The sequence below is a fragment of the Actinoplanes sp. NPDC019969 genome (assembly GCF_055562375.1).
Genome location: NZ_JBVHFK010000012.1, coordinates 313,713 through 327,011 on the forward strand (window position 1 = coordinate 313,713; position 13,299 = coordinate 327,011).

General features: G+C 71.5%; 18 protein-coding genes. 8 read left to right on the forward strand and 10 right to left on the reverse strand.

The window, feature by feature from the left end:
• Nucleotides 1-336: 336 nt before the first annotated feature.
• Nucleotides 337-789, forward strand: a complete 453-nt coding sequence (locus tag ACZ3II_RS32635) for a DUF6325 family protein (protein WP_465522539.1) — start codon at nucleotides 337-339, stop codon at nucleotides 787-789.
• Nucleotides 790-794: 5 nt separating this feature from the next.
• The gene (locus ACZ3II_RS32640; protein WP_465522541.1) at nucleotides 795-1,073 is read left to right on the forward strand and encodes an SHOCT domain-containing protein; all 279 of its coding nucleotides are present in this window, start codon (nucleotides 795-797) and stop codon (nucleotides 1,071-1,073) included.
• Between the two features lie 84 nt (nucleotides 1,074-1,157).
• On the opposite strand, the gene ACZ3II_RS32645 is transcribed toward ACZ3II_RS32640, so the two are convergent.
• From ACZ3II_RS32645 to ACZ3II_RS32680, 8 genes are all read right to left on the reverse strand, one after another.
• A complete protein-coding gene (locus ACZ3II_RS32645) occupies nucleotides 1,158-1,463 on the reverse strand; it encodes a hypothetical protein (RefSeq protein WP_465522543.1) in 306 nt (101 codons plus the stop codon).
• Between the two features lie 8 nt (nucleotides 1,464-1,471).
• Entirely contained in the window at nucleotides 1,472-1,738 is a 267-nt protein-coding gene (locus tag ACZ3II_RS32650) for a glutamate-cysteine ligase family protein (protein ID WP_465522545.1), read from the reverse strand.
• Nucleotides 1,632-2,207, reverse strand: coding sequence for an RDD family protein (locus ACZ3II_RS32655; RefSeq protein WP_465522547.1), 576 nt, complete (start codon nucleotides 2,205-2,207; stop codon nucleotides 1,632-1,634). The genes ACZ3II_RS32650 and ACZ3II_RS32655 overlap by 107 nt, the downstream gene beginning before the upstream one ends.
• Nucleotides 2,204-2,602, reverse strand: coding sequence for a hypothetical protein (locus ACZ3II_RS32660; protein ID WP_465522549.1), 399 nt, complete (start codon nucleotides 2,600-2,602; stop codon nucleotides 2,204-2,206). The genes ACZ3II_RS32655 and ACZ3II_RS32660 overlap by 4 nt, the downstream gene beginning before the upstream one ends.
• On the reverse strand, nucleotides 2,599-5,316 hold the full coding sequence (locus ACZ3II_RS32665; protein WP_465522551.1) for a cation-translocating P-type ATPase: 2,718 nt from the start codon (nucleotides 5,314-5,316) through the stop codon (nucleotides 2,599-2,601). Before ACZ3II_RS32665 ends, ACZ3II_RS32660 begins: the two co-directional genes overlap by 4 nt.
• A gap of 56 nt (nucleotides 5,317-5,372) precedes the next feature.
• Nucleotides 5,373-5,870 carry a DUF6069 family protein gene (locus ACZ3II_RS32670; protein WP_465522553.1) on the reverse strand — a complete coding sequence of 166 codons (498 nt, stop codon included), beginning with the start codon at nucleotides 5,868-5,870 and terminating at the stop codon, nucleotides 5,373-5,375.
• Between the two features lie 405 nt (nucleotides 5,871-6,275).
• The gene (locus ACZ3II_RS32675) at nucleotides 6,276-7,223 is read right to left on the reverse strand and encodes a helix-turn-helix transcriptional regulator (RefSeq protein WP_465522555.1); all 948 of its coding nucleotides are present in this window, start codon (nucleotides 7,221-7,223) and stop codon (nucleotides 6,276-6,278) included.
• A 23-nt stretch (nucleotides 7,224-7,246) separates the two neighbouring features.
• A complete protein-coding gene (locus ACZ3II_RS32680; protein ID WP_465522557.1) occupies nucleotides 7,247-7,759 on the reverse strand; it encodes a PaaI family thioesterase in 513 nt (170 codons plus the stop codon).
• A gap of 56 nt (nucleotides 7,760-7,815) precedes the next feature.
• Between ACZ3II_RS32680 and ACZ3II_RS32685 the strand changes: the two genes are divergently transcribed.
• Complete coding sequence (locus tag ACZ3II_RS32685) at nucleotides 7,816-8,298, forward strand: winged helix-turn-helix transcriptional regulator (RefSeq protein WP_465522558.1); 483 nt, start codon at nucleotides 7,816-7,818, stop codon at nucleotides 8,296-8,298.
• Here the strand turns inward: ACZ3II_RS32685 and ACZ3II_RS32690 are convergent.
• Nucleotides 8,243-9,115, reverse strand: coding sequence for an arylamine N-acetyltransferase family protein (locus ACZ3II_RS32690; RefSeq protein ID WP_465522560.1), 873 nt, complete (start codon nucleotides 9,113-9,115; stop codon nucleotides 8,243-8,245). The two genes, ACZ3II_RS32685 and ACZ3II_RS32690, sit on opposite strands and share 56 nt — an antisense overlap.
• Before the next feature lie 38 nt (nucleotides 9,116-9,153).
• Between ACZ3II_RS32690 and ACZ3II_RS32695 the strand changes: the two genes are divergently transcribed.
• From ACZ3II_RS32695 to ACZ3II_RS32705, 3 genes are read left to right on the forward strand one after another with little or no spacing between them, the layout of a single operon-like run.
• Nucleotides 9,154-9,729: a suppressor of fused domain protein gene (locus ACZ3II_RS32695; RefSeq protein ID WP_465522562.1), complete on the forward strand. Its 576-nt coding sequence runs from the start codon at nucleotides 9,154-9,156 to the stop codon at nucleotides 9,727-9,729.
• A complete protein-coding gene (locus ACZ3II_RS32700; protein ID WP_465522564.1) occupies nucleotides 9,726-10,916 on the forward strand; it encodes an MFS transporter in 1,191 nt (396 codons plus the stop codon). The genes ACZ3II_RS32695 and ACZ3II_RS32700 overlap by 4 nt, the downstream gene beginning before the upstream one ends.
• Nucleotides 10,917-10,925: 9 nt before the next feature.
• Nucleotides 10,926-11,318 carry a hypothetical protein gene (locus ACZ3II_RS32705; RefSeq protein WP_465522566.1) on the forward strand — a complete coding sequence of 131 codons (393 nt, stop codon included), beginning with the start codon at nucleotides 10,926-10,928 and terminating at the stop codon, nucleotides 11,316-11,318.
• An 84-nt stretch (nucleotides 11,319-11,402) separates the two neighbouring features.
• On the opposite strand, the gene ACZ3II_RS32710 is transcribed toward ACZ3II_RS32705, so the two are convergent.
• Nucleotides 11,403-12,500 carry an FAD-dependent monooxygenase gene (locus tag ACZ3II_RS32710; RefSeq protein WP_465522568.1) on the reverse strand — a complete coding sequence of 366 codons (1,098 nt, stop codon included), beginning with the start codon at nucleotides 12,498-12,500 and terminating at the stop codon, nucleotides 11,403-11,405.
• Between the two features lie 78 nt (nucleotides 12,501-12,578).
• Between ACZ3II_RS32710 and ACZ3II_RS32715 the strand changes: the two genes are divergently transcribed.
• Both ACZ3II_RS32715 and ACZ3II_RS32720 read left to right on the forward strand, forming a co-directional pair.
• Entirely contained in the window at nucleotides 12,579-12,716 is a 138-nt protein-coding gene (locus ACZ3II_RS32715) for a hypothetical protein (RefSeq protein ID WP_465522570.1), read from the forward strand.
• Nucleotides 12,717-12,747: 31 nt separating this feature from the next.
• Nucleotides 12,748-13,275: a hypothetical protein gene (locus tag ACZ3II_RS32720; protein ID WP_465522572.1), complete on the forward strand. Its 528-nt coding sequence runs from the start codon at nucleotides 12,748-12,750 to the stop codon at nucleotides 13,273-13,275.
• Nucleotides 13,276-13,299 lie beyond the last annotated feature (24 nt).

Here is a 13,299-nt window from a genome sequence, read left to right on the forward strand (position 1 = left end):
TACAGCGGCCACGCCTTCCGGCCGCGTGGGTTCGCCGGCGGGGCCGGACGCCGGTTCGTCAGGCGCTCCGGGCCCGGCCGTCGTCGATGACGAGCTGGTCATCTCTCCTCCTCGCTCCTCACTCCTCGCCGAGACGGGGCGGGCCGGGCGTGCCCCGGCCACCCGCCGACGGTCCCGCCGGTCCCGCCGCGGTCGCCTCATCCGGCACGGGTGAACCGGCCAGGCAGCCGAATTGAGCGGATAGTCCGATTCGACGATTCACCCGTACCGGATGAGGCCCTTCCGCTCCGGCCCGAGCAGGCTGAGCCCACCGCAACGAGACGGGAGAGCGATGAGATGGAACTTCAGGACATGGGGCCGGTCGACTACCTGTGCGTCGAGTTCCCCGACGGAAGCCTGAACGGGACCGCGTTCCCACTGCTGGTCGACCTGGTCGACCGCAAGATCATCCGGGTGCTGGACATCCTCTTCGTCCGCCGGGAGCCCAACGGTGACGTGACCGCCGTCGAAGGGCGCGAGGTCGAGCTGGCCGGGCTGGGCGCCTTCCACGGCGCGGCCTCCGGCATGCTCGGCGGCGACGACCTGCGGGACCTCGGCGAGGTGCTGGAACCCGGCTCCGCCGCCGTGATCCTGGTCTACGAGAACACGTGGGCGGCTCCGCTGGCCGTCCGGCTGCGGGAGAACGGCGCGCACCTGGTCGCCGGCGGCCGGATCCCGGTGCAGTCGCTGATCGCCGCGCTGGACGAGACCGAGAAAGAACACAGTGGCAGCTCCGACGGAGGATGGTGATCACGATGCCCGGACTTCTGCGTGGTATCGCCCGCACCGCGGTGGTGGCGGGCACGGCGACAGCGGTCTCCAACCGCGTCTCCCGGCGCCAGGTGGGCCGGTGGTCCCGGCAGGCCGATGAGCAGCAGTACGCCCAGCAGCAGCCCGAGTACGCCGATGAGCCGGCGCCCGACCCCACCTCGGCCAAGCTGGACCAGTTGCGCCAGCTCGGCGAGCTGAAGGCCCAGGGCGTCCTCACCGACGCCGAGTTCGAACAGCAGAAACAGCGGATCCTGGCCTCCTGAGCCTTCCGGCGTGTGAAGTTCGGCCGTCATACGCGCCCCAACTCCACACGCCGAACCGCACCTCCCGCGTGTGAAGTTCGGCCGTCATGCGCGCCGCAACTCCACACGCAGTGGGGTTGTCTCGGTGGCGAGGGCGGCGACGAAACCGCTCGTCGGCCCGTACCCCTCGAAAACCCTCCGCTGGCGCTGCGCGCCGGTGCCCTCGCGCCGCAACCGCTCCACCTCGGCGTAGATCTCGCCGGTATCGCCTGACGCGTCCAGCTGCGGGGTGATCTTCGCGAGCAGCCGGTCCGCCTCCGTGCCGGTCCGGCCCCCGCCCCGCGCCACCGCCAGCAGTTGCTCGCTGACCAGGCTCCCGGACGGGGGCACCAGCTTGGCGCCGGACCACACGTCCTCGATCAGGGTGGCGGCCCGGCCGGGAACGGCGGCGACCCGCTGGCCACCAGATAGGCCCCGGCGGCTTCGGCGGCGGTCAGCCGCAGCCGGGACAGTTCGCTGCGCAGTTCTCCGAGGCCGGTGCAGACGGACGTGGTGGTCTCGACTTGGTAGGCCATGTACTCAGGTTTGATCCGGTCGTCCCCGCCGATGTTCCGCATCACCGCCGGCGCCTGTGGCGACACCGCCCCGTCCGGATCCAACAGCAGGAACTCTTCCTCGACTCCCATGGTCAGCACGAATGGAGGATGCGATCCGGGCCGTCACGGTCACCTCATCCCCGCGGGGTGACCGGACGACCGACGTACGGGCCAGCTTGTCGTGCAGGCCCTGATGCCGCCGGTCCACCAGCAGCCACAGTGCCAGGATCGGGAGGTACGCCATCAGCAGGCCCCGGATGAGGGCGGCGTACCACCGTGGCGGCCGGCCGGCCCGGTCCACCACGCGCAGGCCGAACACCGCCATTCCCGGCGTACGCCCGGCCAGCATCCAGAACAGCGCGCAGTACACCGCCATGATCGCCGGCAGGAACACCACGTAGGACGTCAGCACCACCCGGGCCAGCGCCCGCCCCTCCGCGCCGAGGACCGAGGCGGTCAGCGCGAAGGTGATCGCTGCCGCCCCGCTCGTCACGGCCACGACCAGGACGTCCAGAAGGTACGCCGCCGACCGGCTGACCAGCCCGGCGTACGGGTTCATGTCGGCGTCTCGGCGTTCCCGTTCCGGGTCCAGCGCAGGGTCAGCCGATCCACCGCGTCGTCCCCGGCGGCGGCCCCGGCCCGGAACCGCCCGACCACGTCACCGACCATGCTGTCGCGCTGTCCCCGGACCAGCGCCCGGATCCGGTCCGGTTCGCGTTCCAGCAGCTCCAGCACCCGGTCAAGCTGGATCTCCACCACCCGTTCGACGAGCGGGGAAGTGGCCAGGGCGGTGATCGCGGCGTCCACGAGCCGGGTCCGTTCGGCAGCGCCGCGCCGGGCCAGCACGGCCAGTTGCTCGTCGAGCCGGACACTTTTCAGGTCCATGCCGCGCAGCCGTTCGCCGGCCCGGCTCAGCACCCCGATCGCCGCGTCACCCCACTGCGACAGTCTCATCGCCGCCTCCTCAGGAATACCTTCCGGATCTCGGTGGGCACCACCACGAACGCGCCGGCGACCAGGCAGATCAGCCATTGGCCGAGGTCCAGCGGGGTGGTCTGCAGGATGCTCTGGAACAGCCCGAACTCGGTGGCCAGCACGATCGCCGCCGCCGACATCCCGGTGGTGATCAGGAACCGCTTGTCGCCGAAGGTGTCCAGGCTGAACACCGAGCGGATGTCGCTGCGCACGGTCAGGGAGAACGCCAGGTTGGCGATGGAGAACGCGGTCACGCCCATGGTCCGGCCGGTGTCCAGGTCCCAGTCGTTGTCCGCCCACCAGATCACCAGCAGCGTGAGCGCGCCCATCACCAGCCCGAGGAAGCCCAGCCAGCCCATCGCGCTCCGGCTCAGCAGCGGCTCGTCCGACCGGCGCGGCTTCTGTTTCATGATGTCGGCCTCGGCCTTGGCGTACCCGAGCCCGACCGACTGGAAGACCTGGGTGGTGAAGTTCAGCCACAGGCTCTGCAGCGGCAGGAACGGCACACCGGCCGCGATGTTGCCGATGCTGGCCCCCAGGAACGTGATGATCATGCCGATCAGCACGCCGATCTGGAAGAAGATGTACTTCTTCAGGTTCGCGTACAGGCCCCGGCCCAGCTCGACGGCCTTCACGATGGTGGCGAAGTCGTCGTCGGTGAGGATCATCGCGGCGGCCTCTTTGCTGACCTCGGTGCCGGTGATCCCCATCGCGATGCCGATGTCGGCCTTCTTCAGCGCGGGCGCGTCGTTCACCCCGTCGCCGGTCATCGCGACGATGTGGCCCTTGCGTTTGAGCACCTCGACGAGCCGTACCTTGTGTTCCGGGGTGACCCGGGCGATCACGCCGATCCCGCCGATCTCCCGGTCCGCCTCCTCGTCGCTCATCGCGCCGAACTCCGCGCCGGTGATCGCCCGCCCGCGGATGCCGAGCTTGCCGGCGATCGCCGCGGCGGTGACCGCGTGGTCACCGGTGATCATCCGGACCTCGATGCCGGCGGCGTGCGCCTCGGTGATCGCGGCGAGGGCCTGCGGGCGCGGCGGGTCGACGATCCCGACCAGGGTCAGGACGGTCAGTCCGTTCAGCAGTTCCAGCAGGTCGGCACCCGGGTCGAAGGTCGCCGGGTCGAAGTCCTTGCGCCCGGTCGCCATCACCCGCAGCCCCTGCTTGCCGAGCCGGGTGTTCTCCTCCAGATAGCGTTCCCGGAAGTCGTCGTCGACAGCCACCTCGGCCAGGTCCTCCGGCCGCGGGCGGAACCCCGCGCGGGCCAGCACCTGGTCCGGCGCGCCCTTCACGAAGCAGCGGATCACGTCCTTGCCGTCCGCGGCGGTCATCCGGTGGAAGGTCGCCATCATCTTGTACGCCGCGTCGAACGGCAGCTCCGCCACCCGCGGATACCGTTTCCGGGTCGCCTCGGTGTCCAGCCCGCCCTTCTCGGCGAGCACCACCAGCGCGCCCTCGGTCGGGTCGCCGATCAGGCTCCCGTCGTTGATCACCGCGTCCGAGGCCAGGACCATCGGCAGCAGGAAGTTCTCGAGCGGCACGTCCGGCTGCCCGGCGACCCGCTTGATCACCCCGTCGGTGCGGTAGCCGCCCCCGGAGATCGTGTACTGCCGCCCCGGGATCGTCATCTCCACAGCGGTCATCTGGTTCAGCGTCAGCGTGCCGGTCTTGTCGGAGTTGATCGCCGACGTCGACCCGAGCGTCTCGGTGGACCGCAGCCGCTTCACGATCGCGTTCGCCTTCGCCAGCATCTGCGTGCCGAGCGACAGGATCGTGGTGACCACCGCCGGCAGACCGGTCGGGATCGCCGACACCGCGAACGCCACCGCCGCCGTGAACACCACCCCGAACTCGTTGCCCCGCGCCAGGTTGATGGCCACCGACGCGAGCAGCGCGATCCCGGCGATCACCAGGATCTGGTTGGTCAGCTTGCTCAGCTGCCGGGTGAGCGGCGTATCGGCGTCCTTCTCGGTCTGCAGCATGCCGGAGATCCGGCCCACCTCGGTCGCCATGCCGGTCGCGGTGACCAGCAGCTCCCCGGCGCCCCGGGTGACGTTGGTGTTCATGTACGCCATGTCGGACCGGTCACCGAGCGGCGTGTCCGCCGAACCCACCGGCGTGACGTCCTTCGCCACCGGCAGGCTCTCGCCGGTCAGCGCCGACTCGTCGATCTCCAGGGTGGCCGCGCGCAGCAGCCGCCCGTCGGCCGGCACCACATCACCGGCCTCCATCACCACGACGTCGCCCGGCACCAGCTCCTCGGCCGGGATCTCGGCGAGCGCCCCGTCCCGCCGTACCTTCGCCTTGATGATCATCATCTTCTGGAGGGCGTCGATCGCCGCGGCGGCCTTGCCCTCCTGATGCAGGCCGAGCGCCGCGTTCAGCAGCGTCAGCGCGATCAGCAGGATGCCGGTCCCCCACTGCTTCAACGGGTACAGGCTGCCGATACCGGCGGCCAGCAGCACGATCTGCATCGGATCCGCGTACTGCCGAAGAAACGACCGCCACCACGGCTCCTTCTTCGCCTCCGCGAACCGGTTCGGGCCGTACTTCTCCCGCCGCTTCACCGCCTCGTCGGCGCTGAGCCCACGTTGCCGGTCCACCTTCTCCGCCTCGAGCGCCTCCGGAACGGAGAGCACATGGAACGCCAGCGCCTCCTCGGCGTCCGGCGGCGAGGTCATCGTGGCCATCGAATGCTCCTTCCCCCTTCATGGGGCGCTCATCTTTCGGGTACGGGGTGAAGCCGTCAGCCGTACTGCCGGGGATGGGGACGCGGCGCCGGGCGTACGACGACCGGGATGATCGCCGTCTTCGCCACCCCCGCCACCAGCGAACCGATCGCCACCCCGAGCACGAAGTTCAGGCCGGCCGTGAACATCCGCGACCCCAGGCTCTCGTCGGTCACGAACGGCGCGAGCATCGCCACCACCGTCGCCAGCGCGACCACCCACCCGAAGAACCGCATCGGCCGCGGCGTCGTCAGGATCAGCACGTGGATCAGCCCGGTGGCCGCCAGCGCCGCCAGGGCGGCGCCCAGCGCGTACCAGCCGGTGGAGGCGTCACCCCAGGCGCCCTCCCCCTTCGGGGCGAGCACGTCCACGTTGAACAGCCCTCGCCCGAGCAGCACGCCGGCGATCGCGATCAGCGCCGCCACGGCGGCCGTGGCCGCGCCCCCGGCCCACAGCTTCCCGGCGTTGATCGTGGGACTCGGGCGCGGGTCCCCCGGCGGATACATACCGGACATGAGGTCCTCCTCCAGCGACACGAACTGCCGGAACAGAGCCTCGCCGCCACCCCCCTCCCCCACCTCATCCGGCGAGGATGAACGACCCCCGGCTGGTCCTCACGGCTGTCTCCCGCCCGCCGAGACAGCCCCGACAACCAGCCACACAAGATCCACCGCCGACTCCAGCCGGACAACCCGGCGCCGGCCGTCGCCAGGCCGCGACAACCGGCCGGAACGACAGCCGGCAACCCCAGCCGTCGCCCAGCCACCCCAACACGCCCCCATAACCGGCTACCGCGACGGCCGGCGAACCCGGCCGTCACTCAGCGACCTCATCGAACTCCCAGAACCGGCCGGAACGACGGCCGGCGGTGGATCTTGTGCGGCTGGTTTCGCCGGCGGCGACAGGCGGGGCGGCGGGGGCTATCCGTCGGTGGCGGTGAGGAGGCGGGTGGCGATCGAGCGGGCGGCGGCCAGAAGCTCGGATCCGCCGAGGATGCGGTAGGGGGTGGGGATGACGGTGAGCTGGTGGGCGTACCAGAAGGGATTGTTGGTGCTGCCCGTCAGGAGGCTCCCGCCGGGGCCGGGGCGGAGCGTGCCGAGGGCCGGGTCGAGCCACTCCCGCAGCGAGGCCGGCGGGGATTCGATCAGGACCTCGGTGGGGTGGGCCCAGCCGGCGGCGAGGTGCTCGTCGAGGAGGGCGATCGGGTCGAGGCCGGCCGGTGGCGGGAACGTGGCGGTCAGGACCTCGACCCCGGTGACCCGGTCGATGCGGTAGGCGCGGCGGGCGTCGGCGGTGTGGGAGTGGCAGAGGAGGTACCACCTGCCGTGCCGGACGACGATGGCCCACGGGTCCACTTCGGCGGTCCATCGGCGGCCGGTTTCGGTGCGGTAGTCCACCCGGACCCGCAGGGTCTGTGCGCAAGCCCGGACCAACCCGGACGTGATCTCGGGGTCGGGCCGCACAGCGGACCGGTCGGGTGCGGGCGCCGCCGTGTGCCGCATCGCCTCGACCTGGACGGCGAGCCGTTCCGGGAGGACGCGGACGATCTTGCCGAGGGCGCTGCCCACCGGATCGGTGGCGTCGCCGGCCTGATGGTGACCGTCCAGCACCGCCATGACCAGGCCGAGCGCCTCGGCCTGGGTGAAGATCAGCGGCGCGGGGCGGGCGCCGCGGCCGACGCGATAGCCGCCGTACGGCCCGCGCACGGACTCGATCGGGATGCCGGCCTCGCGCAGGATCGCGATGTAGCGGCGGGCGGCGCGCTCGGTGACGCCGCCCAGTTTCTCGGCGAGCCGGTCGGCGGTGATGCCGGGGTTGCCTTGCACGGCCTCGTACGCCATCAGCGCCCGCGCCGTAGGACTCGCCACCCCCGGGAGCATAGCCGCCGGGTTCAGGCGACAGGCAGCTCGAAGATCATGCAGCTGGACGTGGCGTGGGCGATCAGGCGGCCGGCGCCGTCGGTGATGCGGGCCTCGGCGAGCGCGGTCCGGCGGCCCCGCTGCAGGACGGTGCCGGTGCAGGTGAGGCGGCCGGAGGCGATGGTGGCGGGGCGCAGGAACTTCACGTTGAGGTCCATGCTGGTGTAGCCGACGCCGGCCGGCAGGGTGCTGTGCACGGAGCAGGCGGCTGCGGTGTCGAGCAGGGTGGAGAGGATGCCGCCGTGCACGCTGCCGAGCGGGTTGTAGTGGAACTCCTGCGGCGTAAGCGACAGGGTGACGGTGCCTTCCTCGGCGTGGATGCCCTCGCCGCCGATGAGGTTCATGATCGGCGGGGGCGGGAGTTCGCCGGACGCCATGGCCCGCAGGATCTCCATGCCGCTGCGCCGGCCCAGCAGGTGCGCGTGCTCGGCCGGGTCGGTCCAGCCGAAGGTGCGGGTACGGGTGTCATCCTGAGTCTGCGTCATGGATGCAGGCTGGCAGAGGCTTGCTGCGTCTGTCAACGAGACTTAGCCTGTCTCACATGCTCCCGGACGAGATGCCCGACCCTCAGAACTGGTCCTTCGACAACTGCACGATCGAACGGGCCATGGGCGTCCTCGGTGAGAAGTGGACCCTCGTCGTCCTGCGCGAGATCTTCACCGGGGTCCGCCGTTTCGAGGACATGCGGGTCCGCACCGGCATCCCCCGCCAGGTCCTCACCAACCGCCTGTCCAGCCTGGTCGAGAACGGTGTGCTGCGCCGCGAGCCGTACCAGGAGCCGGGCGCCCGGGTCCGCCACGAGTACCGCCTCACCCCGAAGGGCTTCGAGCTGTACCCGGTCCTGATCGCCCTCGCCGAGTGGGGCAACCGCTATCTGGCCGACCCGGAGGGACCCCCGATCCGGTACGCCCACCGGGACTGCGGCGCCGACCTGCACCTGGAGATCGTCTGCGCGGACGGGCACGGCATCACGGAGAAACGCGAGGTGCAGCCTCGTCCCGGTCCCGGCGCGCATCGTCGCTGACCCGCCGCCACAGGGTCGCCCGGTCGCCGGCGGAGAAGGTCAGCCCGAAGATGCCGGACAGCGCCGCGAAATAATCGGCGGAGGTGCCCAGTTCGGTGCGGTACGCATCGGAGCCGACCCGTTTCAGGGTGCGCCCGCGCAGGATGTCGACGCCCGTCGCGTCCCGCCGCAGGACCGCCGCGACCCGCACGAACCCGGACTCCGGCGAGGTGGACAGCTCCTCGTGCTTGCCGGCGAACTCGGACATCCGGGCCGGCTCGGACCGGAAGTCCATGCCGTGGAAGGTGCCGGCCGGGTCGTGGTCGAACCGCCACCCGCCCGGCACCGCCGCCGACGGACGGAGCGTGTACCGGAACGGGCCCTGTTCGTACTCCCCCGCGACCAGCGGCAACGGCCCGTGCAGCCCATCGCCCATGCCCAGGTCGACCAGCCACTCCCCGGCGGGCGCGGCCGCCGACGGCAGGCCGGTGACGGTGAGGACGAGATGGTTGCCGCTCGCCCCGGCCGGAAGCTCCGGCCGCCCCTGCACCCCGCCGACGTGCCGGGTGACGGTGTAGCCCAGGGCCCGCAGCAGCGCGGAGAACGCCCCGTTCAGGTGGAAGCAGTAGCCGCCGCGGCCGGCGACGACCCGGCGCACGGACTCGGCCGGGCACACCGTGGTGGGGCGGCCGAGCTGGATCTCGAGGCACTCGTACGGCACGCGCTCGGCGTGGGCCCGGTGCAGCGCGTCCAGGGCCTCGGCGCTGGGCACGTGACCGGCCGACTCGGGCAGGCCGAGCCGGGCGAGATAACCGGGGACGTCGATGCTGTCGGGCATGCCGACACGCTAGCCAACGGGTACGACATGATCACAGGGTGGCGAAACTGATCGAACACCTGGAGTCGTACCTCGGAACCATCCAGGGCGGCTATTCCGGCGACGCGCGAACGCCGGAGGGCATCGGGGTCGTCTCGTTCGGCCCGGACGTGCCGTTGCCCGGCGTTCTCACCCTGACGACCCTGGGCCTCTCCCGGCACCACCTGAGCCTGCCGGACGGCGGCCACGTGCACCAGGAGCTGCTCATGCACGTGACCGGCGACGACGAGGCGTACACCCCCGGGGTGTTGTGGGGTATCGCGGGCCGGATGGCCGAACGGAGCTGGGCGCTGCCGCACGGGCAGGTGATCACCACCGGCCCGATCGTCCCCGGCGCCACGGTGACCGGGCTCCTGGCGCTCAACCCGATGTTCCTGCCGAGTGAGTTCGCGGTCTGCGAGGGCATCGAGGACGACACGGCGGCGGTGATCGTCTGGCTGGCCCCGCTCACCGCCGAGGAGATCGCCTTCGCGAAGGAGCACGGCGGGGAGGCGCTCGTGAAGATCTTCACCGAGCACGACACCAACCTCTCCGACCTGCGGCGCGACGGGGTGCCGCTCACCGTCCGCGAGTGACGGTCACCGGCACCGCCCGGCGCCGGCCGGTCATCACCCTGCTGGTCGTCTGCCAGAGCAGCATCGGGCTGATCTTCGGCGGGATCGGGCTGTTCCTCCCGCTGATCCGCACCGACCTGGGGATCGGTTTCACCGAGGCGGGGACCCTCGCGGCGGCGAGCAACCTGACGTACGCGCTGATGCAGATCCCGTCGGGATATCTGGCCGACCGGTTCACGCCGCGGCGGCTGTTCCTGATCGGCATGCTGGGCATGAACGTGCTCGCCGCCCTGTTCGCGGTGCTCGACTCGTACCCCCTGCTGTTGATCGATCAGGCCCTGGCCGGGGTGTTCCGGGCGCTGGTGTTCATGCCGGGCATGCTGCTGATGACCGGCCTGTTCCCGCCGGGCCGGCGGGCCACCGCGATGGGCCTGTACGTGGTCGGCGGCTTCTCGTCGAACATCCTGCTCAGCCTGGTCGGCCCGCTGCTGGTCGGCCCGCTCGGCTGGCGGCTGCTGTTCGCCCTGTTCGCAGCGTTCGGCCTGCTCACCGTGTTCCTCTACCGCTTCCTGGCGGGCCCTTCCCCGGCCGCCGAACCCCGCAAGGACGTCCGGTTCACCGAATTGCCCGGCTTGCTCCGGCAGCGGATCATCCAGCTCACCGCGGTCATCCAGTTCACCCGGTTGGCCGTCGCGCAGGGTTTCACCTTCTGGCTGCCGACCTACCTGGTCGTCGACCGCGGCCAGTCGCTGGCCACCGCCGGCCTGGTCGCGGCGCTGGCGTCGGCGATCAGCGCGCCGGTCAACTACCTGGGCGGATACCTCTCCGACCGGATCGGCCGGCCGCTGCTGATCATCGCCGGGTCGCTGGGCATCCTGACCGCCGGCTTGACCCTGCTCACCTATGTGCCGGGCATGCTCGGGGTGCTGGGTGTGGTGGCGCTGATCTCGGTGTCGATCCAGGTCTACTTCGGGCCGCTGTTCGCCCTGCCGCTGCAGGTGCTCGGCGACCGGAACGCGGGCCTGATCAGCGGTCTCGGCAACTTCTGGGCCAATCTCGGCGGCTTCGCGTTCGTGTACGCGCTGGGCGCCGTGAAGGACACGACCGGCTCGTTCCGGGCCGGGTTCGTCAGCCTGGCACTGCTCTGCGTGGTGGCGCTGGCGGCGGCGTGGATGACCAGAAATGCGCGTGGGAGCGCTCCAAAGTAAGCTGCGCGGATGGCCCTGCTCCTCGACGCCGCGAACATCATCGGCGGCCTGCTGCTCGCGATCCCCCTGCTGGGACGCTTCCCCGCGATCGGCCGCGCGATGGCGCACATCACCCGGTGGCGCTGGCTGGTCGGCATCGTGGCGCTGGTCGCCGGCGGCTACTACCTGATCGTGCATCTGGTGTCCGGGCCGCACCTGTTCCACTTCGAGGTGGTCGGCATCGCGGTCGGCGTGATCCTGGCCTGGGAGCGGCTGACGAACAAGCGCCCCCTGGTCCCGGCGGGCGCCCCCGGCGCGCCGCAGCCCGCCCCCGCCGAGCTGTCCGGCACCCCCCTGATCATCGCGATCTTCGGCATCATCGCGATCGTCGTCGGCCTGCAGGGCCTGCTCACCCCGAACTGAGAACCATGCCCCGTGCCCCTCTCGGCTGGCTCTGGGGGCTGTCTCAGCGGCGCTGAGACAGCCCCCAGAGCCAGCCGGACCCGCCTACGGCGTCGGGAACGGGTGACGCAGGGTCGCGTACGTCTCCCGGTAGGTCTTCGGGCCGATCAACGGCAGCACCAGGTCCCGCAGCCACACCGGCAGCGCCGCCGCCCGCGCGAACCGATCCGTCGCCGCCTGCACATGGGCCACCCGCTCCCGGCGCAGCCGCTCGTACGAAGCGCCTGCCGTGTCCCAGTCCTCGAACGCCAGCAGATCCGCCAGGACCAGGCCGTCCTCGACGGCGAGCGCCGCGCCCTGCGCCCACACCGGGGCGGTCGCGTGGGCGGCGTCCCCGACCAGCACGCAGCGCCCCGACGACCATCTGCCGGTGCGGACCTCCTCGATCGGCGAGTGATAGAGATCGGTCATCCCGTCCAGGACCGCGCGGACCGGCCGCGGGTAGGACGCGAACGTGTCGAGCAGCCAGGACACGTCCGCACCGACCGCACGGCCGCCGGTCGCGGACGCGTACCCGTACACCTGCTCGTCGTCGACCGGAATCAGCAGGATCGCGCCGCCCGGCCCGCTCCACACGGTCCAGCAGTCGACTCCCGGGTTCGGCGCCATGAACCGCCAGCTCGCCGCGCTGAGCAGCGACTCCCGGGCCCCCTCGCCGCCGATCGCGCTGGTCCGGACGATCGACCGGACCCCGTCGGCGCCGGCCACGAACCCGAAGTCCTGCCGGGTGTCGTCGCCGAAGCTGACCTCCGCACCGCCGGCCACCGGGCGCACCCCGGTGACCTCGACCGGCCGCCGCACCGCCACGTCGAGGCCGTCGGCGAGAAGGGCGAGGAGATCCGAGCGGCGTACGCACTTCGGCCGTGCCTCCGGCCCCCAGAACGCGTCCTCGTCGATCGTGAACAGCAGCCGGTCCTTGCGGGTCCGGTACTCCCGGCGGGTGGTCGGCCGGCCCAGCTTCTGCAGCCCGTCGGCGAGCCCGAGCGCCGCGAACGCCGCCACCGCGTTCCCCGGCAGGTTGATCGCCAGGCCGCCGCCGTCGGAGAGACTTCGCTCGACCATGGTCACCGGCACGTCTCGCCGCCGCAGCGCCCGCGCCAGAGCGAGTCCCGCGATGCCACCGCCGACCACAAGTACGTCCATGACCAACCAGGCTCCCCCTCATCGACCGGTATCGGTGGCCAATGCCGAAAACCAGACAGTGCGGGTACGGTGCACGCCATGTCGATCTCCGGGAACCTGGCGCTGGCCACTGTCATGTCCCATTGCGGCGGCTCGCCGGACGAAGCGCTGCACTTCGCGGCCGGTGCGGTCGCCCAGGATCCGCGCAGCCCCGAGCCGTATCGACGTACGCCGTAACCTCGCCCCCTGGTTCCACGCCATCGACGTGGTGACCGCCCGCGACCCGGATCCGGCGATGATGGCCCGGATGGCGATCCTGCTGCGTTTCGCCGGCCGGACCGCCGAGTCGCTGGCGCTGTGCGACCGCGCCGACGCGATCGAGCCGCTGATGCTGACCGCCGTGATCCGTGGCGGCACGCACCGGGTCCTCGGCGACCGGGCCGCCACGAAGGCCTGTTTCGAGCGGGCCCTCGAACTGGACCCCGGGAACTGGTCGCTCCACCTGGATCTCGCCGACCAGGCCGCGGAGGACGGTGACTTCCCGGCGGCGGCCGCGCTGACGGCCCGCGGTCTGGAGCACGAGCCGGGCGAGCCGGCGTTGAGCGCTGCCGACGCCGCGTACCGGGCCCGCGCGACGGGTTCTCCCGAGGAGTTCGACCGGCTGCTGACGCTGGCGCCGGCGGTCGAGCACGCCGGGTACCGCGAGTACCTGCTGAACCACGCCCTGCAGACCCCCGGCCTGTCCCCGGCCCAGCTCGCCGCCGCCCGACCGCGTGTGGAGTTCGGCCGCCCATGACGCCCCAACTCCACACGCCCGCTT